General features: G+C 70.5%; 22 protein-coding genes. 19 read left to right on the top strand and 3 right to left on the bottom strand.

Translation table 11 applies throughout. The annotated features are described in order from the left end of the window. Nucleotides 1-43: 43 nt before the first annotated feature. Nucleotides 44-682 (bottom strand): FadR/GntR family transcriptional regulator, encoded by a 639-nt coding sequence (locus tag RUR49_RS22810; protein WP_409148732.1) that lies wholly within the window; start codon nt 680-682, stop codon nt 44-46. 280 nt (nt 683-962) lie between these two features. On the opposite strand from RUR49_RS22810, the gene RUR49_RS22805 reads away from it, so the two are divergent. From RUR49_RS22805 to RUR49_RS22755, 11 genes are all read left to right on the top strand, one after another. Next, a complete protein-coding gene (locus tag RUR49_RS22805; protein WP_409148731.1) occupies nt 963-2,627 on the top strand; it encodes a GMC family oxidoreductase in 1,665 nt (554 codons plus the stop codon). Nucleotides 2,628-2,936: 309 nt separating this feature from the next. Further along, nucleotides 2,937-4,088: a cupin domain-containing protein gene (locus RUR49_RS22800; protein WP_409148730.1), complete on the top strand. Its 1,152-nt coding sequence runs from the start codon at nt 2,937-2,939 to the stop codon at nt 4,086-4,088. A gap of 118 nt (nt 4,089-4,206) precedes the next feature. After that, complete coding sequence (locus RUR49_RS22795) at nt 4,207-5,334, top strand: LVIVD repeat-containing protein (RefSeq protein WP_409148729.1); 1,128 nt, start codon at nt 4,207-4,209, stop codon at nt 5,332-5,334. A 41-nt stretch (nt 5,335-5,375) separates the two neighbouring features. Continuing rightward, nucleotides 5,376-5,765, top strand: a complete 390-nt coding sequence (locus RUR49_RS22790; RefSeq protein WP_409148728.1) for a RidA family protein — start codon at nt 5,376-5,378, stop codon at nt 5,763-5,765. An 83-nt stretch (nt 5,766-5,848) separates the two neighbouring features. Continuing rightward, nucleotides 5,849-6,799 carry a TAXI family TRAP transporter solute-binding subunit gene (locus RUR49_RS22785; protein ID WP_409148727.1) on the top strand — a complete coding sequence of 317 codons (951 nt, stop codon included), beginning with the start codon at nt 5,849-5,851 and terminating at the stop codon, nt 6,797-6,799. A gap of 31 nt (nt 6,800-6,830) precedes the next feature. Next, a complete protein-coding gene (locus RUR49_RS22780) occupies nt 6,831-8,783 on the top strand; it encodes a TRAP transporter permease (RefSeq protein ID WP_409148726.1) in 1,953 nt (650 codons plus the stop codon). Beyond that, complete coding sequence (locus tag RUR49_RS22775) at nt 8,780-9,403, top strand: glutathione S-transferase family protein (protein WP_409148725.1); 624 nt, start codon at nt 8,780-8,782, stop codon at nt 9,401-9,403. The genes RUR49_RS22780 and RUR49_RS22775 overlap by 4 nt, the downstream gene beginning before the upstream one ends. Nucleotides 9,404-9,418: 15 nt before the next feature. Continuing rightward, nucleotides 9,419-10,345 carry a 5-formyl-3-hydroxy-2-methylpyridine 4-carboxylate 5-dehydrogenase gene (fhmpcd1, locus tag RUR49_RS22770; RefSeq protein ID WP_409148724.1) on the top strand — a complete coding sequence of 309 codons (927 nt, stop codon included), beginning with the start codon at nt 9,419-9,421 and terminating at the stop codon, nt 10,343-10,345. Between the two features lie 2 nt (nt 10,346-10,347). Then, entirely contained in the window at nt 10,348-10,902 is a 555-nt protein-coding gene (locus RUR49_RS22765) for a TRAP transporter small permease (protein WP_409148723.1), read from the top strand. Next, complete coding sequence (locus tag RUR49_RS22760) at nt 10,899-12,176, top strand: TRAP transporter large permease (protein WP_409148722.1); 1,278 nt, start codon at nt 10,899-10,901, stop codon at nt 12,174-12,176. Before RUR49_RS22765 ends, RUR49_RS22760 begins: the two co-directional genes overlap by 4 nt. Nucleotides 12,177-12,190: 14 nt before the next feature. Continuing rightward, on the top strand, nt 12,191-13,210 hold the full coding sequence (locus tag RUR49_RS22755) for a TRAP transporter substrate-binding protein (protein ID WP_409148721.1): 1,020 nt from the start codon (nt 12,191-12,193) through the stop codon (nt 13,208-13,210). Nucleotides 13,211-13,265: 55 nt separating this feature from the next. Here RUR49_RS22755 and RUR49_RS22750 read toward each other — a convergent pair whose 3' ends face one another. Continuing rightward, complete coding sequence (locus RUR49_RS22750; protein WP_409148720.1) at nt 13,266-13,655, bottom strand: hypothetical protein; 390 nt, start codon at nt 13,653-13,655, stop codon at nt 13,266-13,268. 205 nt (nt 13,656-13,860) lie between these two features. Here RUR49_RS22750 and RUR49_RS22745 point away from each other — a divergent pair, with 205 nt between their 5' ends. From RUR49_RS22745 to RUR49_RS22715, 7 genes are all read left to right on the top strand, one after another. Further along, nucleotides 13,861-14,886 (top strand): BMP family protein, encoded by a 1,026-nt coding sequence (locus RUR49_RS22745; protein WP_409148719.1) that lies wholly within the window; start codon nt 13,861-13,863, stop codon nt 14,884-14,886. 138 nt (nt 14,887-15,024) lie between these two features. Next, nucleotides 15,025-16,605, top strand: a complete 1,581-nt coding sequence (locus tag RUR49_RS22740; RefSeq protein WP_409148718.1) for an ABC transporter ATP-binding protein — start codon at nt 15,025-15,027, stop codon at nt 16,603-16,605. Then, entirely contained in the window at nt 16,602-17,696 is a 1,095-nt protein-coding gene (locus tag RUR49_RS22735) for an ABC transporter permease (RefSeq protein ID WP_409148717.1), read from the top strand. Before RUR49_RS22740 ends, RUR49_RS22735 begins: the two co-directional genes overlap by 4 nt. Before the next feature lie 9 nt (nt 17,697-17,705). After that, the gene (locus RUR49_RS22730; RefSeq protein ID WP_409148716.1) at nt 17,706-18,641 is read left to right on the top strand and encodes an ABC transporter permease; all 936 of its coding nucleotides are present in this window, start codon (nt 17,706-17,708) and stop codon (nt 18,639-18,641) included. Nucleotides 18,642-18,686: 45 nt separating this feature from the next. Then, complete coding sequence (locus RUR49_RS22725; RefSeq protein WP_409148715.1) at nt 18,687-19,493, top strand: N-acyl homoserine lactonase family protein; 807 nt, start codon at nt 18,687-18,689, stop codon at nt 19,491-19,493. 404 nt (nt 19,494-19,897) lie between these two features. Further along, the gene (ppaT, locus tag RUR49_RS22720; protein ID WP_409148714.1) at nt 19,898-21,073 is read left to right on the top strand and encodes a pyridoxamine--pyruvate transaminase; all 1,176 of its coding nucleotides are present in this window, start codon (nt 19,898-19,900) and stop codon (nt 21,071-21,073) included. Between the two features lie 41 nt (nt 21,074-21,114). Further along, on the top strand, nt 21,115-21,861 hold the full coding sequence (locus RUR49_RS22715) for an SDR family NAD(P)-dependent oxidoreductase (RefSeq protein WP_409148713.1): 747 nt from the start codon (nt 21,115-21,117) through the stop codon (nt 21,859-21,861). Between the two features lie 62 nt (nt 21,862-21,923). Here RUR49_RS22715 and RUR49_RS22710 read toward each other — a convergent pair whose 3' ends face one another. Further along, nucleotides 21,924-22,145 (bottom strand): DUF2256 domain-containing protein, encoded by a 222-nt coding sequence (locus tag RUR49_RS22710; protein ID WP_409148767.1) that lies wholly within the window; start codon nt 22,143-22,145, stop codon nt 21,924-21,926. 217 nt (nt 22,146-22,362) lie between these two features. Between RUR49_RS22710 and RUR49_RS22705 the strand changes: the two genes are divergently transcribed. Beyond that, a complete protein-coding gene (locus tag RUR49_RS22705; RefSeq protein ID WP_409148712.1) occupies nt 22,363-23,091 on the top strand; it encodes an SDR family NAD(P)-dependent oxidoreductase in 729 nt (242 codons plus the stop codon). The last annotated feature ends 72 nt before the right edge of the window (nt 23,092-23,163 follow it).

Genomic DNA, 23,163 nt, shown 5'->3' with positions numbered 1-23,163 from the left:
TCGGCTGCCGGCGGGCGCCGTGGTGGACCGGTCGGGCGCGTCGTCAGGCGGCGGTGAGGCCGGGCGACAGGCGCTCCATGATCTGCCGCTGCACGGCGGCGAGATGGGCGCGCATCGCCTGCTCGGCCGCCTCGGGGTCGCGCGTCGAGATGGCGTCGGCGATGGCGCGGTGCTCGGCGTCGCGGCGGGCGAGGCGCTTCGGGCAGGCCGTGCTCGATTCGCCGACGCGGACGCGCGCATCGGTGCCGACCTGGCGCAGCAGCCGGTAGAGCTCGACGGCGAGGCCGTTGCGGGCACCAACGGCGACCGCCCGGTGGAAGGCGAAGTCGGCGGTGCCGTAGCCGGTGCCGGGTGGCGTCGAGGCGGACAGCACGATGCGCTGGATCTCGAAGGGCGAGGCGCGCAGCGCGGCGAGGCGGGCGAGCGCCGGCTCCAGCATGAAGCGCAGCTCGATCACCTCGATCGGGTTGGTGACGCGGATGAGCGCCTCGTCGTGGGAGAGCGGGGTCGCGGCGCGCCGGCCGGCCTTGGCCGGGCCGAGCTCGCCGGCGCCGCGCAGCGTTTCCAGCGCGAGGCGGACGCGGTGGCGCTTGACGCCGAGCTGCTCGGCGAGCGCGCGCTCGGAGGGAACGGCGCCGTCGGCGGCGAGCACGGTGCGCACGGTCTCGAGGATGGTCTCCATCGAAACCTCCGCGGCTCCGTCGATAGCGTCGTCCGATGCGTGTCGTGACGCGTCGTGCAGTGCCGTCGCGCGTGGTTCGTGCATCGCCCCCGTCATGCGATCCTTCCCGTCCCGTCGCCGGTCTGGCCGGGCTGCGGCGGACGCCGCCACGACTCGACCAATCTCCAACCGTTTATACGGTTCGGAGATGATGGTTGACAAGTTTGGTTGCTCAATGGTCGAGTTGGCCACTCGGATCGGTGCCAGGGCGGCGCCGGACGGTGCGATCGGGTGGGTGCGGATGCGGGACGGTGCGGGCTACGACTACGTGGTGGTGGGCGCCGGGTCGGCCGGCTGCACGCTGGCGAACCGGCTGTCCGAGGACGGCACGGCGACCGTGCTGCTGCTCGAGGCCGGCGGCTGGGACCGCGACCCGTGGATCCACATCCCGCTCGGCTGGGGCCGCATCCTGCAGCACCGCCTGCACGACTGGAACTATTTCTGCGAGCCGGAGGCGAACGTCGATGGCCGCGCCGTCGAGTGCGCCCGCGGCAAGGTGATCGGCGGCTCGTCCTCCACCAACGCCATGGCGTGGGTGCGTGGCAACCGCGGCGACTATGCCCGCTGGGCGTCCGACTACGGCCTGAAGGAGTGGGGCTACGAGAGCGCGCTGCCCTACTTCCGCAAGCAGGAGCGCTGGGAAGGCGGCGCCAACGCCTATCGCGGCGGCGACGGGCCGATCGGCGTGCAGACCTGCAAGTACGCCGACCCGCTGGTCGACGCCTTCGCCACCGCCGGGCGCGGCCTCGGCTACGGCTGGACCGACGACTACAACGGCGCCCACCAGGAGGGCTTCGGCCGGCTGCAGATGTCGATCCGCGACGGCCGCCGGTCGAGCACCGCCACCGCTTACCTGAAGCCGGCACTGAAGCGCGCGAACCTCACCGTCACGGTGGAGGCGATGGTCACCGGCCTCGTCTTCGAGGGCGACCGCTGCGTCGGCCTCGACTATGTGCGGGCCGGCGAGACCCACCGGGTCAGGGCGAACTGCGAGGTCATCCTCGCCGGCGGCGTCATCAACTCGCCGCAGCTCCTGATGCTGTCTGGCATCGGCGATCCCGCGGAGCTTTCCGCCCACGGCATCGAGGCGCGCGTGGCGCTGCCAGGCGTCGGCAAGAACCTGCAGGACCACGTCTCGGTGATCCTGATGTATCGCCGCAAGGAGCCGGGGCCGTTCCACCGGGCGATGCGCTTCGACCGCATCGTGCCGGCGCTGGCGAACGCCTATCTGTTCGGCAAGGGCTTCGCCTCCGACGTGCCGGGCGGCATCACCGCCTTCATCAAGAGCGCTCCCGACAAGCCGCTGCCGGACCTGCAGTACCTGTTCACGGCCGCCCCGCTCGGCGCCTGGCCCTACATGAAGCCGTTCAAGGAGCCGTTCCCGGACGGCTTCGCGACTCGCCTCGTGCTGCTGCACCCGGAAAGCCGCGGCGCGGTCCGGCTGGCCTCGGCCGACCCGTCGGCGGCGCCGCGCATCCACCAGAACTTCCTCGCCGCCACCGCCGACTGGACGGCGCTGCGCACCGGCATCAAGATCGCCCGCGACATCGCCGCCCACGCGGCGCTGCAGCCCTTCGTCGCCGCCGAGTTCGCGCCGGGTTCGGCCAAGACCAGCGACGCCGACATCGACGGTCACATCCGCAAGACCTCGATCACCGTCCACCACCCGCTCGGCACCTGCCGGATGGGCACCGACGACGATCCGGCGGCGGTGGTGGACCAGGAACTGCGCGTCCGCGGTGTCCGCGGGCTGCGTGTCGTCGACGCCTCGGTGATGCCGGACCTCGTCACCGGCAACATCAATGCGCCGGTGGTGATGATCGCCGAGCGCGCCGCCGACCTCATCCGCGGCCGCAAGACGCTGGCCCCGGTCGAGCCGGCGACGGCCGCACGCGCCGCGGCCTGAGCCGCGGAACGGCGGGCCGGCGGGCTGCTGGCTGGAATTGGTCGAGAGTTTGGTCGCGATCGGTCGCGGCCGCAGCCCGGGCCTGCCGGAGGGCGTCGGGCGGCGTCGCAGGACGGGGCTCCGGGCCGCAGAATGGCTGGAGTTCTGGGCATCCGACGAACGGGGCCGCCGGGCCGCCGCCAAGGGTGTGACGAAGGCCGGTGGAGGCGACCGCTCCGGCCATTTTTTGGGTTGATGGTCGAAACCAGCCGGCTTATGGTCGGCGCTATGGTCAGGGCTTCGTCGAAGCCCCCAGCCGGGAGGTCCCTCATGTCCGTGGTCCAGCCGCTCCGCGACCGCAGCAACCGCGAGGCTGCACTGAAGTCGCTCTATGACGATCTCGCCGCCAAGAACCTGTTCCCGTTCTGGGCGACGGCGAGCGACGTCGAGAACGACGAGGTCCGCCAGCTCATGGCGACCCAGAAGGCCGTTCCCTTCGTGTGGGAATATGCCAAGGACATCGAGCCGGTGCTGCGCCGCGCCGCCGACCTCATCAAGATGGACGACAGCGAGCGCCGCTCGGTGATCTGCATCAATCCGGGCCTGGCGCCGAAGCGCGCCTCGGTCTCGACGATGTACACCGCCTACCGGCTGAATGATCCGAACGAGATCATGCCGCCGCACAAGCACTCGCCGAGCGCCATCCGCTTCGGCCTGACCGGCAAGGGCAACTTCACCGGCGTGCAGGGCGAGGACATCGTCTTCGGCCCGGGTGACATGGTGCTGACGCCGAACGACACCTGGCACAACCACGGCACCGTCGGCGACGAGGAGGCGGTCAACCTCTCGGTCCTCGACCTGCCGCTGATCGAGACGCTGAACGCCATCCACTTCGACCACCACTACACCGAGCTGGTCGACGGCGAGGTGGTGGCGAAGAAGGTGCAGACGGCGCGCTATCCGGCCGACTACTCGGCGCGCGTCTACGGCCACGGCGGCCTGACGCCCCGCTTCGTCGACCACAAGCGCGGATCGGGCCTGTCGTCGCCGATGTACGTCTATCGCTGGGATGCGATGCGCGACGTGCTCGAGCGCCACAAGGACTGGGACGGCGACCCCTACGAGGCGCTGATGGTCGAGTACACCGACCCGACGACGGGCGGCCCGGTGTTCAAGACGATCACCTTCTTCGCTCAGATGCTGCGGCCGGGCGAGAAGACGATGCCGCTGCGCCAGACGGCGAGCCTGCTCGTCGCCCCCTTCGAGGGCAGCGGCTACTCGATCGTCGACGGCAAGCGCTACGACTGGAAGCAGTTCGACACGCTGGCGGTGCCCGGCCAGAGCTGGTGCGAGCACGTCAACGGCTCGGCCACCGAGCCGGCGATCCTGTTCGTCGCCAGCGACGAGCCGGCGCAGAAGGCCTTCGCGCTCTACAAGAAGTGGGGCCGCGACGCCCAGGGCGACGTCGTCCGCATCCTCTGAGCGGCACCGACCGACGTCGAGGACAGGGCGGGCCGCCCGCCCTGTCCGCGCGCGGCCGGTTGTCCGCCGGCCGTCCGCACTCCCGCCTCCCGTCCCCTCGCGTACCCGGGTGCCGTCCGTGCAGAAGTGCAAGAACACGCAACTCGTCTCGCACATCGACTGCCCCGGCGGCGGGCAGGTGTGGGTCGACGGCACGACCCTCTATATCGGCCACATGAGCTCGCCGAGCGGCACGACGATCGTCGACGTGTCCGACCCGCGCAACCCGCGCAAGCTCACCACCGTCGAGCTCCCGCAGGGCTGGCACTCGCACAAGGTGCGGGTGAAGGACGGCATCATGGTCGTCAACCATGAGAAGCTCGGCCAGAGCGGTGACCCGGCTTTCGGAGGCGGTCTGGCGATCTATGACGTCACGAAGCCGGCGACGCCGAAGCTGATCTCGAAGTGGGTGACCGGCGGGCGGGGCGTCCACCGCTACGACTTCGACGGCCGCTACGCCTACATCTCGCCGACGGCCGAGGGCTATGTCGGCAACATCGCGATGATCCTCGACCTCGCCGATCCGGCGAAGCCCGAGGAGGTCGGTCGCTGGTGGATCCCCGGCCAGTGGAAGGCCGGCGGCGAGCCCTATCCGTGGGACGACTGGGTGACGCCGCGCTGCCACCACCCGATGCGGATGGGGAACCGGCTCTACGTCAGCTACTGGCACCACGGCTTCTTCATCCTCGACATCGAGGACATGGCGCGCCCGAAGCTCGTCTCGAGCCTCAACACGAGCCCGGCCTTCCCGCACCCGACCCACACCTGCCTGCCGATCCGGCAGCCGCTGATGGGCCGCAACGTCATGGTGGTGGCCGACGAGGACGTCGCCAAGCTCTGGCCGGCGGCGCCGTCGTTCGCGTGGATCTACGACATCACCGAGGAGCGGCTGCCGATCCCGATCTCGACGATCCGCGTCGACGGCATCGACCTCGACGGCTCGCCGCAGCCGCCGATGACCGGCTGCCACCAGCCGTCCGAGCGCTTCCGCGGCACGATCATCCCGTTCGCCTGGTTCGCCAACGGCCTGCGCCTGTTCGACATCGCCGACCCGTTCGCGCCGAAGGAGGTCGGGCACTTCATCCCCGACACGCCCGTCGGCGCCGACCGGCCGTCGTCGAACGACGTCACCATCGACGAGCGCGGGCTGATCTACCTCGTCGACCGCATCAACGGCGTCGACATCATCGAGACCAGCGTTTTCTGATCCGGGCCTCAGCCCGCTGCCGAACGACGGAGCCGCAAACCGTGTCCGACAAGAAAGACCACTACGCCATCGGCAAGAAGAACCCGAACCTGCCGTTCCACCCGGCGGTGCGCGCCGGCGACTTCATCTTCGTCTCCGGCCAGGTGCCGAAGGATGCCGACGGCAACATGATCGACGGCACCATCGAGGAGGAGACGCGGGCGACCATCCTCGCCATCGAGCGCATCCTCGCCGAGGAGGGCGCGACGCTCGACGACGTCGTGCGCGCGTGCACCTACCTCCAGGATACCCGCGACTTCGGCCGCTACAACAAGGTGTTCGCCGAGCACTTCAAGAACGCCGTGCTCGCCCGCACGACCGTCGAGGCGCGCGCGGTCATCAGCACCAAGATCGAGATCGACGCCATCGCCTACAAGCCGCTGCCGAAGTGACGGCAAGCGGCTGATTTTCGCACGACCAAACGCCGGAGGACGCCGAATGGCGCCCCGGCGCTGAGGGAAGGGGAACCACGACGATGACGATCCTGCGCGCACTCGCCGCCGCCACTCTCGGCCTCGCCCTCGCCGCCGCGCCCGCGGTGGCCGACACCGCCCGCTTCGGCTCCGGCCAGCAGGGCTCCCAGAACTACGGCGTCAATGCCGCCCTCGGCCAGGCGATCGACGACGGCACAGACCTCGAGGTCAGCGTGCAGGCGTTCGGTGGCCCGACCGCCTTCCTGCCGCTGGTCGACACCGGCGAGCTCGAGTTCGCCGCCGTGGTCACGCCGGACGTCGGCGACGCGGTGCGCGGCACCGGGCCGTTCGAGGGCCTGAAGCTCGAGAACATCCGCCTCGTCGCGGCGCTGTTCCCGAGCCCGGTGGGGCTGATGGTGCGCAAGGATTCCGGCATCGAGACGATCGCCGACCTCAAGGGCAAGCGCGTCGCCGGCGGCCTCACCGCCCAGGCGAGCCTCGTTCCTTACGTCGAGGGGGCGCTGGCGAACGGCGGCCTGTCGATGGACGACGTCACGGTGGTGCCGGTGGCGAGTGTGGCGAACGGCGTCGACGAACTCGTCGCCGGTCGGGTCGACGCGACGCTGTTCGCGCTGCGCGGCGGCAAGGTGGTCGAGGCGGATTCCTCCGTTGGCGTGAAGTGGCTGCCGTTCGACGCGTCGCCCGAGGCGGTCGCCCGCATGCAGGCGGTGGCACCGGAGGCCTACCTCGTCCCGGTGACGCCGGAGGACAAGGTGGTCGGCGCGCCGACCGCGATCGAGACGATGGCCTACGACTACGTGCTGGTCGTCGGCGCCGGCGTGCCGGACGAGAGCGTCGCCGCCGTTGCCACCCTTCTGAAGGAGAAGGGCGCCGAGATCGCCGCTGGCTCGAAGGTGCTCGGCGCCATCAAGCCGGACGGCCTCGGCCGCGTCTATCCGCAGATCCCGCACCACCCCGCTGCCGCCACGGCGCTGGGCGTGACCGCGAACTGAGGCGGGAGGCTGGCCGGGAGACGAGCGCGCCATGGCGACGATCGCCGAGAGGACGGCTCCACGCGAGGAGCTGCCGGCCGGAGCCGGCGGCAAGCTCCCGTTGCTGGCCGCCGTCCTCGCGGCAGCGCTCGTCGCTCTGTCCCTCGCCTGGCTCCTGGAACTGCCGCGCCTCGCCGGGCTGACGCTGTTCGTCGAGCAGCCGCTCGCCGTCGCCGCCGGCCTGTCGCTGGCGGTCGCGGCCGTCGTGCTCGCGAGCGGCACCCGACCGTCGGTGTTCTGGCTCGCGGTCGCGGCCGGAGCGGTGCTGCTGGCGATCTGCCTGTTCATCGCCTGGGCCTACCCGTGGCTCTCGATCCGCGCGGCGCTCCGGCCGACCTGGCTGGTGGCGCTTTCGACGGTGCTGGTCGTCGGCCTGCTCGTCTGCCTGTGGCGCACGGTCGGCGCGATGATCGCGCTGGTCGTCGCGATCTTCGTCGGTTTCGTCCTCGTCGGCCCGATGATCGGGATGCCGTCGACCGCACCGTCGCGGCTGCCGATCTATCTCGTGCTCGACCCCAACGGCCTGCTCGGCCTGCCGCTGCGCGTCGCGGTGGAGATCGTCATCCCGTTCGTGCTGTTCGGCGAGTTGCTGCGCCTCACCGGCGGCGGCGACTACCTGACCGGGCTCGCCACCGCCGTCTTCGGGCGCTATCGCGGCGGTTCGGCGAAGGCCGCCGTCGGCGCCTCGGCCCTGTTCGGCTCGATCTCCGGCAACGCCGTCTCGAACGTCGTCGGCACCGGCATCGTCACCATCCCGATGATGAAGCGCACCGGCTTCCGCCCGGCCGTCGCCGGAGCGGTGGAGGCGGCCGCCTCGACGGGTGGCCAGCTCTTGCCGCCGGTGATGGGCTCGGCCGCCTTCGTCATGGCCGACTATCTGCGCGTGCCGTACACCGAGGTGCTGATCGCCGCGACGGTGCCTGCGCTGCTCTATTTCGCGGCGATCTTCGTGCAGGTCGACCGAATCGCCGCCCGCGACGGCATCCGCGGCCTGTCGCGCGAGGACCTGCCGCCGCTCGGCCGCACCGTCCTCGACGGGCTGCATTTCCTGGTGCCGTTCGTCGTCCTCTTCGTCGCCTTCATCGCCTTCGACACCCGCCCGCAGGCGGCGGTGCTGATGGCGCTCGCCTCCCTCGTGGTGGTCTCGGTGCTGCGCTCCTACGAGGGGCGTCGTCTCGGCCCGCGCATGCTCGTCGAGGCGGTGGTGGCGACCGGTCTCTCGGCGGCGCCGCTGGTGCTGGTGACGGCGGCGGCCGGCCTCATCATCGGCGTCGTCTCGCTCACCGGCCTCGGCTTCTCGCTCGCCGGCACGGCGATCGCGGCGAGCGGCGGCAACGCCTTCCTGCTGCTGGTCTTCGTGGCGCTGGTGGCGATCGTCTTCGGCATGGGCATGCCGACGGTCGCCGTCTACGTGGTGCTCGCGACCGTGCTTGCGCCGGCCCTCGTCGACGTCGGCATCCCGGAGATGCAGGCGCACCTGTTCATCCTCTATTTCGGCATGATGTCGATGCTGACGCCGCCGGTGGCGCTGGCTTCCATCACGGCGGCGAAGATCGCCGGCACGGACCTGTGGCGGACGAGCTTCGAGGCGGTGAAGCTCGCCTGGGTCGCCTACCTGATCCCGTTCCTGTTCGCGTTCTCGCCGGCGCTGGTGCTGCGCGGCACGCCGCTCGAGGACGCCATCGCCGCGGCCACCGCCTTCGTCGGCACCGCGGCCGTCTCGGTCGCCGCCGTCGGCCACTTCGGCGGCCACCTGTCGCCGCTCGTGCGGATCGCCGTCGTCGTGCTCGGGCTCGGCCTGGTGCTGCCGGCGGGCCTCAGCAGCTTTGCACTCTTCGCCAACATCCTCGGGGGCGCCGGTCTCGCCGCCCTCGTCCTCTTCCGGCACCGCCTCGTGGCGGCGCCGGACGCCCCAAGCACCCACAAGAAGGAGAAGGCCGCGTGATCAAGCTTCTCGGCCGGCAGACGTCCGGCAATGTTCAGAAGGTCCTGTTCTGCCTCGAGGAAATCGGCGTGCCCTACACGCGCGAGGACTACGGCCGGCAGTTCGGCAACACCCAGAGCGCCGAATACAAGGCGCTGAACCCGACGTCGAAGGTGCCGACGCTGGTCGACGGCGACGTCGTCATCTGGGAATCGAACACCATCCTGCGCTACCTCGCCGCCACCAAGGCCGAGGGCCTGACCGGCGCGACGCCGGCCGAGCGCACCGAGGTCGAGCGGTGGATGGACTTCGTCCTCGCCGCCATCAACCCGGGCTACCTCGCCGCCTTCAAGGAATCGAAGCTGAAGCCGGAAGAGCGCAGCCCCGGCTATCCGGCGGCCGAGAAGGACCTCGCCGACCAGCTGGCGCTCGTCGACGCGCACCTCGCGGGCAAGGACTTCCTGGCGCTCGGCAAGCTCACCATCGCCGACATCGCGCTGGCGCCGATCCTGAAGCGCTGCATGGACTTCCCGATCACCCGCGGTCCGAGCGACAACATCGCCCGCTGGCTGAAGGGCATCGAGGCCCGTCCGGCCTTCCAGACCGCGACCGGCGCCAAGCCGGCCGCCAGCGCGGCCTGAGGGGAGCTCAAGACGATGCGCACGGTGGCGATCATCGGGCTCGGCACGATGGGCCCGGGCATGGCGGCCCGCCTCGCCCGCGGCGGTCTTGCCGTGCGCGTCTACGACACGGCGCCGGCGGCGGTTGAGCGCGCGAAGGCGATGCTGCCGCTCGCCCGCGGCGTGCTCGACCGCCTCGGCGTCGCCGTGCCGGACGGCGGGGAGGGCGAGGTGAGCTTCGCCGACGACCTCGCCGCGGCGGTGGCCGGCGCCGATCTCGTCATCGAGAACGTGCCGGAGAACCTCGAGGTGAAGGCGGCGGTCTACCGGGCGCTCGACCCGCTGGTGCCGGCCGACACCATCGTCGCCTCCGACACCTCGGGCATCCCGATCACCGAGCTGCAGCGCTTCCTGTCGAACCCGGCCCGCCTCGTCGGCATGCACTGGTCGAACCCGCCGCACATCATCCCGATGATCGAGGTGATCGGTGGCGAGAAGACCGCGCCGGCGACGGTGGAGGCGATCGTCGCCCTCATCCGTCAGCTCGGCCTGCTGCCGGTGGTGGTGAAGAAGGACGTGCCGGGCTTCGTCGAGAACCGCGTGCTCTACGCCCTGCTGCGCGAGGCGATCGACCTCGTCGAGCGCGGTGTCATCGACGCCGAGGGGCTCGACACGGTGGTTTCCTGGGGCATCGGCTACAAGCTCAGCGTCATCGGCCCGATGGCGCTCCTCGACATGGCCGGGCTCGACATCTACCGCTCGGTGTCGAGCTTCCTCAACGCCGACCTCGCCGACCGCAAGGACGTCTCGACCTTCGTCACCGAGAAGACCGATGCCGGCAAGCTCGGCATCAAGTCGGGCGAGGGGCTGTTCTCCTACACGCCGGAGCGGGTCGCCGAGCTGCAGGCCGAGCGGGCGAAGCGGCTCGTCGCCGTCCGCCGTGCCCTGGAGGGACGCGAGTAGCGATGGCCGCCGCTCCCACCCTTTCGGGAAACGGTGCCGTGCCGCACGCCGGCCACCGCCTTGCGCTCGCCGCCGAGCGGGTGCTGCGCGTGCTGCTTGGGTTGATCCTGCTGGTGATGGTGGCGGTCAACGTCGTCAACGCGGCGGCGCGCTATGTCGCCGGCGTGCAGTGGATCGGCTCGGACGAGTTCCTCGTCTACTCGCAGGTGTGGATCGTCATGATCGGCCTCGCTGTCGTCACGGCGGAACGGCGCAACCTGGCGCTCGACCTCCTCGCCGGAGCAGGGGCCGTGCGGCTGCGGCGCCTGCGCGATGCGCTCACCGGTGCGGTGACCGCACTCGCCTGCGGCTATGCCGCCTGGCAGTCGTTCGGCTTCATCGGCCGCATCGCCGCTCTCGACCAGAGGAGCATGGCGCTCGAACTGCCGATGGCGATCCCGCACGCCGGTGTGTTCGTCGGCTTCGTCGCCACCGCCCTCGTCGCCGCGGCGCTCGTCGTCGCCGACCTGACGGCGCTGGTGCGGGGCGAAGCGCGCCACGCGGAGGGCGCGCGATGACCTTCACGTTGGCGCTGCTGCCGGTCGGGCTGCTCCTTCTCGGGGCGCCGATCTTTGTCGTCTTCCTCGCCGGCGCGGTGGCGACCCTCGTCTTCGTGCTGCCGATCCCGCCGATCGTGCTGCAGCAGGTGATGTTCGGCTCGCTGTCGAGCTACGCGCTGCTGGCGGTGCCGTTCTTCATCCTGGCGGGCGAACTGATCCAGCGCAGCGGCATCGCCGACCGGCTGATCGTCTTCGTGCAGTCGTTGATCGGCCACGTGCCGGGCAGCCTCGGCCTCACGGTGCTCGGTACCGGCACCGTGCTCGGCGCCGTCTCCGGCTCGAGCCCGGCGACGGTCGCCGCCGTCGGCAAGAGCCTCTATGGCGGGCTGCTCGGGGCCGGCTACTCGCGGCGCAACGCCGCCGGCCTGATCGCCTCCAGCGCCTCGATCGCCATCGTCATCCCGCCCTCGATCGCGATGATCCTCTACGGCGCGGCGGCGGAGGAATCGGTCCAGAAGCTGTTCATCGCCGGCATCCTGCCGGGGCTGTTCATCGCGCTGCTGATGGGCGTCGCCGTCGTCTGGCACGCCCGCCGCAGCGGCGGCGACCGTGCCGGCGGGCGGTTCTCGGCCGCGGCCGCGCTGACGGCGACGGTGCGGGCGGCGGGCGCGCTCCTGATGCCGGTGCTGGTGCTCGGCGGCGTCTTCCTCGGCTGGTTCTCGCCGACGGAGGCCGGCGGCTTCGCCTGCGCCTATGCGATCGTGGTGGGATCGCTCGTCTACCGCACGCTCGGCTGGCGGCAGATCCTCGAGGCCTCGGTGGAGGCGGCGGCGCTGACGGCGCAGGTGCTGATCATCGTCGCGGCGGCCGGTCTGTTCTCCTACATCCTGACCACCCAGCAGGTGCCGCAGCTGATCACGGCCTTCGTGTCGGATCTCGGCCTGACGCCGGTCGGCTTCCTCATCGCCGTGAACATCCTGCTGCTCGTCGTCGGCTGCCTGCTCGATCCGACCTCGGCGATCCTGGTCTTGACGCCGCTGCTCATCCCGATCGTGCGGGCCCTCGGCATCGATCCCATCCACTTCGGCGTGATCATGACGGTGAACCTGTCGATCGGCATGTTCACCCCGCCGTTCGGGCTCAACGTCTTCGTGGCGCAGTCGCTATTCAAGCTGCCGCTGCAGGAGATCTATGCGGGCGTGCTGCCCTATGCGGCGGTGCAGATCGTGGCGCTCGCCGTCATCACCTACTGGCCGGCGCTGTCGCTGGCGCTCACCGGTCTCGTTTCCTGAGGAGGGTTTCCGCGATGTCGACCTGGAAGATGCGTTCCACTCTCGGGCGGCTCGCCGTCACGGCCCTCGCGCTGACGCTGGCGGCCGCGCCCGCCGCCGCGCAGTCGGTGATGAAGCTCGCCAACGCCACCATCAACGACGTCCAGCACGAGTGGCAGAAGCAGTTCGCCGCCGAGCTGCAGACGCGCGCTGGCGGTGCGGTGACGACGGAGATCTATCCGGCGAGCCAGCTCGGCGCGATCCCGCAGATGGCCGAGGGCGTCGTGCTCGGCACCATCGAATCGTTCATCTCGCCGACCGCCTTCCTGACGCCGGTCGATCCGCGCTTCCAGATCTTCGACGTGCCGGGCCTGTTCTCCTCGCCGGAGAACCTCGTCGCCGTCGTCCACGACCCGGCCTATCGCGACCACCTCGAGACGATGTTCCTCGACAAGGGCGTGCGGGTCATCGGGGCGATCTTCAACTCGCCGACGATCGCGCTGACGCGCCAGCCCGTCGACACCCTCGAGGGCTTCAAGGGCCTGAAGATCCGCACCTTCGCCTCGCCGCTGCAGATGAAGCCGATGGAATCGCTCGGCGCCATCCCGTCGCCGCTGCCGCTGTCGGAAGTGGTGCCGCAGCTGCAGTCGGGCGGCATCGACGGCATGCTCGCCGGCATGCCGATCCTCACCGCCTTCAAGTACTACGACGTGGCGAAGAACGTCACCGACCTCAACTTCACGCAGATCCTGTCGGTGGCGCTCGTCAACGAGGCGTGGTTCCAGGCGCAGACGCCCGAGGTGCAGGAGGCGATCCGCGCCGCCGGCCGTGCCGCCGAGGTGTCGGTGTTCCCGTGGGGCGTCGAGAACCTCGCGCGCGCCAACAAGGTGTGGACCGACAATGGCGGCGTCGTGCTGGCGCTGCCGGCCGACCAGCAGCAGGCGATGATGACCAACTTCCGCAAGATCGGCGAAGAGGTCGTCGGCGCCAACCCGGCCGTGAAGGCCGAGTACGACATCCTCTACAAGGTGGTCGAGGAGAAGGCCGGCAAGTGAGGACAACGGCCGCCATCGGGGTCGCGGCGGGGGCGGGCGCGGTGCGCGCCGCCCCTCACCGGCAGGCGAGGCGCTCGGCTTCGGCCGTGCAGGCGAGCGCGATGTCGTCGGCCGTGCCCGGCTTGCGGGGCAGGGTGATCTCGGAGCGCGTCGCCCAGGAGCGGCCGGCGAGGCCGCACCACAGCCGCTCGATCGGCAGCCGGTCCTGCGACGGGTTGAGAGTGAAGACGGCGCCGGTTGCCGGGTCGCGCCACAAGGGGATCGTCACGGCCGCGCCGGCGGCGGCGGTGCCGAGCTCGACGGAGAACCAGTGCGCCACGGCGGCGCCGCAGGCGATCGGCTCGCTGCCGGTGTTGCGGACGGAGACGGTGAGCGGCGACAGCCCGGTGCTGCCGCGGGCCGCCGGTTCCGCCGCTCCGGCCGTCGAGGATAACAGTATTGCCAAAGGTGGAAGGATCAGAAGAAGTCGGTGAGGAGACATCGCCAGCCAATTCATCTTTGAGGATGCGCCTCTGCGCGCGACCTGCTGTGCATTATTCAGTCCAAAAGCTTGATCTGCAACAATTATTATTTGACACGATGACGTCATGACTGGTTAGATGGCGGCCGATGCGGTATCGCCATCGCGGACAGGGGAGTGGGAGATGAGGATGAAGGGCTTGAAGCTGAGCGTCAGTGCGATCGCGCTGGCGTTGTCGTTCGGCGCGGTCAACGCCGCCGAAGTGAAGTCGATCGCGGTGCTCACGCCGGAGCAGGGGACGGACTTCGGCTGGAACCAGCAGGGCGTCGACGCCGCCAAGGCGGCCGGCGAGAAGACCGGCGTCGAGGTGGTCGTCGCCGAGGGCCTCGGCTATGGCGACGTGCGGCCGACGCTGCGCGAGCTCGCCGCCGACGGCGTCGGGCTGATGATCGCGCATGCCTCCGGCTACAACACCGCCGCCCCCGAGATCGCCGAGGAGACCAAGGTCCCGGTGGCGATCGTCGACACGCCCACGGGCCTGAAGCCCGGCCTCGTCGCCGACTACACGCTGTCGGGCCACGAGGGCGCCTACCTAGCCGGCCGTCTCGCCGCCAAGGTGACGCGCACCGGCACCGTCGGCGTCGTCGTCTCCGGTGAGCCCCCGTCGTGGAACTCGCAGTCGGCCGGCTTCGCCGAGGGCGTCAAGGCGGAGAACCCCGACGTCAAGATCCGCTACGCCGTGATCGGCCCGGCTGCCTATGCCGACGCCGCGGGCGGCAAGCGCGTGACGGAGTCGGTCATCGCCGCCGGCGCCGACGTGATCTTCGGCCAGGGCAACGGCTCGTCCTTCGGCATGCTGCAGGCGGTCGAGACCACCCCGGCGACCGACGGCGGGAAGGTGTTCTTCATCGACGTGATCGGTGACAAGAGCTCGCTCGACAAGGGCAACCTCCTGACCTCGGTCGTCTGGGACATGACGCCGGTCTACGTCGCCATGATCGAGGACCTGAAGGCCGACAAGTTCGGCACCAAGAGCTACGCCATCGGCCTCGCCGACGGCTCGGTGAAGCTGCTCGAGACGAAGAACCTGCCCGCCGACAAGTGGGCGGAAGTGATGGCGCTGAAGGACGAGATGATCGCCGGCAAGATCACGGTGACGCCGGAGTTCGACGCCGCCAAGGTGCGCGCCATGATGACGGACGTCGCGGCTCCCTGATCGGCGCCCGACCCCACCATTGAGCGTCCCGGCGGGCCTCGTGCCCGCCGGGGCCGCGCCTTTGAGCCATTGCCGGCCCGCCGATCCGGGCACGCGGCAGATGCAGATCACGACCCGAGACTGGAAAGACCGCAGACCATGACGCCTGCCGCCACGGCACGCGCGGCGAGCGCCGCAGCCCCTGCCGTCCCGCTCGTCGAGCTCGTCGAGGTGACGAAGCGCTTCCCCGGGGTCGTCGCCAACGACCGGGTCGATCTCGCGCTCCGCCCGGGCGAGGTGCACGTGCTGCTCGGCGAGAACGGCGCCGGCAAATCGACTTTGATCGGCATCCTCTCCGGCCTGCAGGAACCCGACGAAGGCGAGATCCGCGTCGACGGGCGGCCGCAGCGCATCACCTCGCCGCGCCATGCGCTCGCGCTCGGCATCGGCACGGTGTTCCAGCACGTCATGCTGGTGCCGACGCTGACCGTGGCCGAGAACCTCATCCTCGGCGCGCCCTGGTGGCAGCGCCCGGACAAGGCGAGCCTCGCCGCCAAGGTCGCCGCCATCACCGACAGCTTCGGCCTCGCCGTCGACCTCGAGGCCGTCACCGGCGAGCTGTCGCTCGGCGAGCAGCAGCAGGTCGAGATCGTCCGCGCGCTGCTCCGCGACAGCCGCGTGCTGATCCTCGACGAGGCGACCTCGATGTTGACGCCGAAGGGCATCGACGAGCTCGGTGCACTAATGCGCCGCCTCGTCGCCCGCGGCCTCGCCGTCGTCTTCATTACCCACAAGCTCGGCGAGGCCTTCCGCTTCGGCGACCGCATCTCGGTGCTCCGCCTCGGCCGCAAGGTCGGCGAGATCGCCCCGGAGCGCCTGCGGGCCCTGGACGAGGCGGCGGCGACGGAAGAGATCGTCCGGCTGATGTTCGGCGCCGGCGCGAGCGATCCCGACGCCGAGCCGCATGTCGCCCGCACGCTGGCCCCGGCCGCGCCGCTCTTGTCGGTGCGTAACCTCACCGTTTCCGGCGGCGCCGGCATCGTCGGCGTCGAGGACGTCTCCTTCGACATCGCACCGGGCGAGATCCTCGGCATCGCCGGCATCGACGGCAACGGCCAGAAGCAGCTCGCCGAGGCGATCGCCGGGCAACGTGCCGCGACCGCCGGCAGCGTGCTGGTCGACGGCAAGCCGGTCGACCGCCTCGACGTCGGCGCCCGCACCCGCGCGGGCCTGCGCTACCTCACTGACGACCGCCTGTCGGAAGGCACCGTCGGCACCTTCCCGATCTCGCTCAACCTCCTCCTGAAGCGCATCGGTGCTGCGCCCTACTGGTCGGGCGGCATGGAGCGGCCGGGCGAGATCGCCACCCACGCCGAAGAGCTCGTCAAGCGCTACGACGTGCGTACGCCGAGCATCGAGACGCCGATCGGCAAGCTGTCGGGCGGCAACATCCAGAAGGTGCTGCTCGCCCGCGAGCTCGCCGACGGGGCCCGCGTCGTCGTCTTCAACAAGCCGACCTACGGGCTCGACGTGCAGAACATCCGCGCCTCGCGCCGGCGCATCCGCGACATCGCCGGCCAGGGGATCGCCGTGCTCCTGATCTCCACCGAGCTCGACGAGCTGATCGAACTCTCCGACCGCATCGCCGTGATGGCGCGCGGCCGCCTCGCCGGCATCGTCGGCAACGACGAGGGTGCCCGCCTGCGCGTCGGCGAGCTGATGATCGGAGCGGTGTCGTGAGCGTCGAGACCGCCGAGACCGCGCCGCGCGGCGCCGATGGCGGCCGCCGCGGCGAGCGCAGCGCCGCGCTCACCCGCATCCTGCTTCTGTCCGTCGCGCCGATCCTCGCCGCTCTCGTCATCGCCGGCGCGATCCTGCTGGCGCTCGGCGTCGACCCGCTCGCCTACTACGGCTTCGTGCTGGAGCGCGGGCTGTTCAACGGGCTCGGCCTGCAGCAGACGCTGACGCGGATGGCGCCGCTGCTGCTGCTCGCCGCGAGCCTGATCGTCGCCTTCCGCGCCGGCATCTGGAACCTCGGCATCGACGGCCAGTTCCTGCTCGCCGCGGTGGCCGCCGGCGCGCTCGCCCCGGCGCTGATCGGCACGCTGCCGGGCTGGCTGACGCTGGTGCTGTGCTTCGTCGTCGCCGGCGTCGTGGGTGCGCTGTGGTCGGTGGTGCCGGCGCTCTTGCGCGCCTACCAGGGCGTCAACGAGATCATCACGACGCTGATGATGACCTTTCTCGGCGTCTCCTTCGCCAACGTGCTGGTGAAGCTTCTCTTCCTCGACCCCGGCACGACGGTGCCGCAGACGCGCACGCTGCCGGTCGCCGACCGGCTGCCGCGCCTCCTCGACACGACGGTCTCGAGCGGCCTCCTCATCGGCCTCGTGGCGGTGATCGCCGTCCACCTGATGATGACGAAGACGGCGTTCGGGCTGAAGCTCAGGGTGGTCGGCGCCAACCCCCGCGCCGCGGTCCACGCCGGCCTGCCGGTGGCGAAGCTCACGGTGGCGGTGTTCGCCATCTCCGCGGCGCTCGCCGGCCTCGCCGGCGCAGTCGAGATCCTCGGCGTGCATGGCAACGTCCGGGCCGACTGGAACCCCGCCTACGGCCTCGCCGTGGTGCCGCTCGTCTTCCTCGCCCGCCTCAACGGCTTTGCGGCGATCGCCTACGTCTTCGCCTTCTCGGTGCTGTCGATCGGCGGCGAGAGCGCGGCGCGGCGGCTCGGCGTGCCGCACTTCTTCACCCTCGTGCTGATGGCGATCATCCTGATCCTGCTCGCCGTCGTCGAGTATGTCGACCACAAGCGCCGCGCCGCCGGAAAGGCCTGAGGCACCGTCATGCAGGGCCTTCTCACCGACGCCTTCCTCACCTCGCTCGTCTTCGGCGCGATCAGCGCCGGCATTCCGCTGCTTCTCGCCGGCCTCGGCGAGCAGGTGTCGGAGAAGGCGGGCGTGCTCAACATCGGCATCGAGGGGATGATGCTCGCCGGCGCCTATGTCGGCTTCGTCGCGGCCTTCTATTCCTCCTCGCTGTGGCTGGGCTTTGCCGGAGGTGCTGCCGGCGGGGCGGCGGTCGCCCTCGTCATGGCGCTCCTCTGCGTGCGCCACGGCCTCAACCAGATCGTCGTCGGCATCGCGCTGACGCTTGGCGTCGAGGGCCTGACGGCGCTCCTCCACCACTTCCAGTTCGGCCGCACCTATCCGCGCCTCGATGCCGCCGGCAGCCTGCCGATCCCGGTGCTGTCGGAGATCCCGATCCTCGGGCCGGCGCTGTTCGACCGCCACCCGATCGTCTACCTCGCGATCGCGATGGTGGCGGTGATGGCCTTCGTCTACCGCCGCACGAACCTCGGCCTCGACCTGCAGGCGGCCGGCGACAAGCCGGCGGCGCTCGACGTCGCCGGCGTCGACGTGGTGACGACGCGCACCGTGGCAGTGCTGGCCACCGGGGTGATGGCGGGCGTCGGCGGGGCGTTCATGGCCAACATCGGCGCCGGGCTGTTCATCCCGTTCATGACCGGCGGCGCTGGCTTCATTGGCATCGTGCTCGCCATGCTCGCCCGTGGCCGGCCGCTGTGGGTGCTCGCTGGCGCGCTGATCTTCGGCGCCTGCCTGTCGATGACGACGGCGCTGCAGGTGGCCGGCGTCAACATCCCGACCGATGTCATCCAGATGCTGCCGTTCGCGGCGGTGATGGCTGTGCTCGTCATCTTCGGCCGCCGCGCCAGCCTGCCGGCGGCGCTCGGCCTGCCCTACGTGCGCGGCGCCCGCTGAGGCCCGCCTGAGAACATCGACGAAACTGACAAGAGGGAGCAGACCATGGCCGACACGAAAGTCTACCTGCTCGACGGCGGCTCGCTCGTGCTCGACGGCTTCCACGTCTACTGGAACCGCGGGCCCGGCGGCGAGATCCGCTTCCCGGTCTACTCGATCCTGATCGAGCACGCCGAGGGCCGGTTCCTCATCGACACCGGCTACGACTACGACCACGTCATGAAGGTGCTCGCCTTCGAGAAGCCGATCCAGACGCCGGAGCAGACCATTCCCGGCGCCCTCAAGCTGCTCGGGCTGGAGCCGAAGGACATCGGCGTCGTCGTCAACTCGCACTTCCACTTCGACCACTGCGGCGGCAACAAGTACTTCCCGCACGCCAAGAAGATCTGCCACGCCAAGGAGGTTGCGCAGGCCTGCAACCCGGAGCCCTTCGAGGTGCTGGGCTACTCCGACCTGTCCTTCTCGGCCGAGGCGGCCGAGGCGCGCGGCAAGACCGACCAGCTGCTGCCCGGCACGACGGTGGCGAACTCGCGGTTCGAGGGCATCGACGGCGACGTCGAACTCGCCAAGGGCGTGCACCTGATCTACACGCCCGGCCACGCCATCGGAAACTACAGCCTGCTCGTCGAGTTCGGCACCCGCAAGCCGATCCTCTTCACCATCGACGCCGCATACACCGAGCAGAGCCTCAAGACGTTGAACCAGGCGTCGTTCCACATCGACCCGGTCGCCGGCGTCGCCTCGATGCGCAAGCTGAAGGCGCTCGCCGAGAAGCACGGCGCGGACCTGATGTATTCGCACGACATGGAAAACTTCAAGACCTACAAGACGGGGATTCAGTTCTACGGGTGAGGGGCTTCTGAGGACGCGGCCTCCGGCGCTCTCCTCTCCGCCACTTCCCTCTCTGCCGTCATGGCCCGGCTTGACCGGGCCATCCATCAGGGCCGCGACGCTGCGATGTGGGATGGATCGCCCGGTCGAGCCGGGCGATGACGGAGAGGGGAGGGAGTGGGGCAACAGGCGGGCGGCGCGGTGGCGCTTGGTTAGTGCCACTTCCCTCTCCATCGTCATGGCCCGGCTTGACCGGGCCATCCATCACGATCGCGACGCTGCGATGCTGGATGGATCACCCGGTCAAGCCGGGTGATGACGGATGAAGTTAAGGCGGGGCAGGCGGCACGAGCTGACCACAAAAGGTTTAGCTGGCGCGGCCGGCACGCCGGCCGACGCGCGACAACGAAAGACGGGGCAGGGCGATGACGAAGACGATCTCGGAGCCGGTGTTCACCCTCACCTCGGGGCCGGTGGACGCCTATCCGGCGGTGCTGCGGGCCCTCTCGCGCACCGTCTGGTACGACTATGACCCGGCCTTCCAGGCCTTCTATGAGGCGACCGCGCTCAAGGCGCAAAAGGCCCTGAAGACGCCGGACGTGCCGGTGATCCTGCAGGGCGAGCCGGTGCTCGGCCTCGAGGCCGCCGCCGCCTCGCTGATAGCCGCGGACGACGTGGTGCTGAACCTCGCCTCTGGCGTCTACGGCAAGGGCTTCGGTTGGTGGGCGAAGCGCTACTGCAAGGAACTCGTCGAGATCGAGGTGCCCTACAACCAGGCGATCGATCCGGCCTCGGTCGAGAAGGCCTTCGCCGAGCGGCCGGACATCAAGGTCGTCGCCGTCTGCCACCACGATACGCCGTCGGGCACCATCAACCCGATCGACGCGATCGGCGCGATCGTGGCGAAGCACGGGGCCTACCTTCTGGTCGATGCGGTGTCGTCGTTCGGCGGCATGGACGTCGATCCCGTCGCCTCCTCCTCCGACATCTTCGTCACAGGGCCGAACAAGTGCCTCGGCTGCCCTCCCGGCCTGACGCTGATGGGGGTGAGCCGCCGCGCCTGGGAGAAAATGAAGGCCAATCCGCTCGCCCCGCGCGCGTCGATGCTGTCGATCCTCGATTGGGAGAACGCCTGGCGCGCCGACCATCCGTTCCCGTTCACCCCGTCGGTGTCGGAGATGTACGCCCTCGACGCCGCCCTCGACCTCTATCTCGGCGAGGGACCGGAGGCTGTGTGGGCACGCCACGCCGCGACCGCCGCCGCCTGCCGGGCCGGCGTCAAGGCGATGGGGCTCGAGATCTGGGCGGCGCGCGAGGCGATCGCCTCCCCGACCACCACCGCGGTGAAGGTGCCGGCCGGCGTCGACGAGCCGGCGCTGCGCGCGGCGATGCGCGACCGCTACGGCGTGACGGTGTCGTCGGGCCGCGGCGAGACGCTCGGGCGCCTCATCCGCATCGGCCACATGGGGCCGACGGCGCAGCCGATGTACGCGGTGATCGCGCTCGCGGCCCTCGGCGGCGCCCTCAACGCCCTCGGCCACAAGGCGGACATCGGCGCCGGCGTCGCAGCCGCCATGGCCGCCATCGATTCCGGGCTCTGACCCGCCTTCAACAAACTTACGAACGAGCAAGGGGACTTCACATGAGCGGCAAACTCTCCGGCAAGGTGGCGATCGTCACCGGCGCGGCCCAGGGCATCGGCAAGGCGATCGCGGTGCGGCTGGCCGCCGACGGCGCGCGCGTCTGCGTCAGCGACATCAACGAAGCCGGCGCGAAGGCCGTTGCGGCCGAGCTGCCGAATGGCGCCTTCGCGGTCGCCTGCGACGTCTCCGATCCGGCGCAGGTGACGGCCCTGCACGAGGCGGTGATGAAGACGGCGGGCGACCTCGACATCCTCGTCAACAACGCCTCGATCGTGCCCTTCATCGCCTGGGACGAGGTCGACCTTGCCCACTGGCAGAAGATCCTGTCGGTGAACCTCACAGGCGCCTTCCTGATGACGCGGGCGGCGACCGACCTGATGCGCAAGCAGGGCCATGGTGGCCGCGTCGTCAACATCCTGTCGAACACCATCTTTGCCGGCACGCCCAACATGGCGGCCTATGTGGCGGCGAAGGGCGGCGTCTTCGGCCTCACCCGCGCGCTCGCGACCGAGCTCGGCAAGCACGCCATCAACGTCAACGCGGTGACGCCCGGCCTGACCGAGACCGAGGGCGTGATGGCGAGCCCGCACGCGGAAGCCTTCGGCTTCGTCGAGATGCTGCAGGCCTTCCCGGGCAAGGGCCAGCCGTCCGACATCGCCGCGGCGGTCTCCTTCCTCGCCTCGGACGACGCGAAGTGGATCACCGGCCAGACGCTCAACGTCGACGCCGGCATGGTGCGCTGGTAACCGCGCGGGCCTCGGCCTGAGGCTCGTTCGAAGCGGGTCGCCTCGTGCGGCCCGCCGGAAGCCTATCCCGCACCGGGCCGCCTCGCGCGGCCCGGTGTTGTTTTGTCCGGCTGCTTGCCGTCTGCCGCACCGGCGCCGCGGCAGCGGTCGGAGCAGAAGCGGACGCTCTCCCAGTCGCGCGCCCACTTGCGCCGCCACGTGAACGGCCGGCCGCACGCCGCGCAGGTCTTCTGAGGCAGGTCGCCCTTTGCCGCGACCGGGCCGTTGGCGTTGCGCCGCGCCATCAGCGCCACACAGCCGCGGCTGTCCACCGACCGGCGGCCGTCGCGGTGCCGACCGCGTCGGCAGTGACGCCGACCACGTCGCTGCTGGCCACGTCGCCGCCTGCGGCGCCTCCGCACACACGCTGAACCACGACGACACTCCCCCCGTAAGCTCTCGGTCCGTGGGGCCGAGCCGACCGCGGACGAAAATCGTGCCCCCGGCGCCCGGAGACCTCGCTTGTCCGCTCCCATCCTCATCTACGGCGGAACCGGGGGCGTCGGATCGGCGCTCGCCCGCCGTCTCGTCGCCGCAGGCCGGCCGGTCCATCTCGCCGCCCGCGACGACGCGAAGCTCGCGGCGCTGGCCGCCGAACTCGGCGCCGGCTGGACCGCCGTCGACGTCCTCGATCCGGCGACCATCGCCCCGGCCGCCGCCGCCGCCGGTCCGGCGCTGACCGGACTCGCCTACTGCGTCGGCTCGATCACCCTGAAGCCGCTCGCCCGGCTGACGGCGGCGGACGTCGCCCGCGACTTCGCGCTGAACGCCGCAGGAGCCTTCCATGCCGTGCAGGCGGCAGCCGCCGCGCTGAAGGCGGGCGAGGGGACGCCTGGCATTGTGCTGTTCTCCACCGTCGCCGTGGCGCAGGGCTTTGCCGCCCATGCCTCCGTGTCGATGGCGAAGGGGGCGGTCGAGGGGCTGACGCGGGCGCTCGCCGCCGAGCTCGCCCCGAAGCTGCGGGTCAACTGCATCGCTCCGTCGCTGACGCGCACGCCGCTGTCGGCCGGGATCACCGAGAACGCGCAGATGGCCACCGCCATCGCCCAGATGCACCCGCTGCAGCGCCTCGGCGAGGCCGACGACGTGGCGGCGCTCGCCGCGTTCCTGCTGTCGCCCGAGGCCGGATGGATCACCGGCCAGGTGATCGGCGTCGACGGCGGCCGCGCCACCTTGCGCACCAAGGGGTAGGCGCGCGGAATTTTCGGAAGAATCCTTCGACGGATGTCGAAGTCGGGCGGTGTCGCGGCTCATGGTGTTGAG

Source organism: Pseudoxanthobacter sp. M-2 (assembly GCF_046156265.1).
GTDB lineage: Bacteria > Pseudomonadota > Alphaproteobacteria > Rhizobiales > Segnochrobactraceae > CAMDHY01.
Note: the sequence above shows the minus strand (reverse complement) of the source record. Positions and strands in the feature narration are given on the sequence as shown.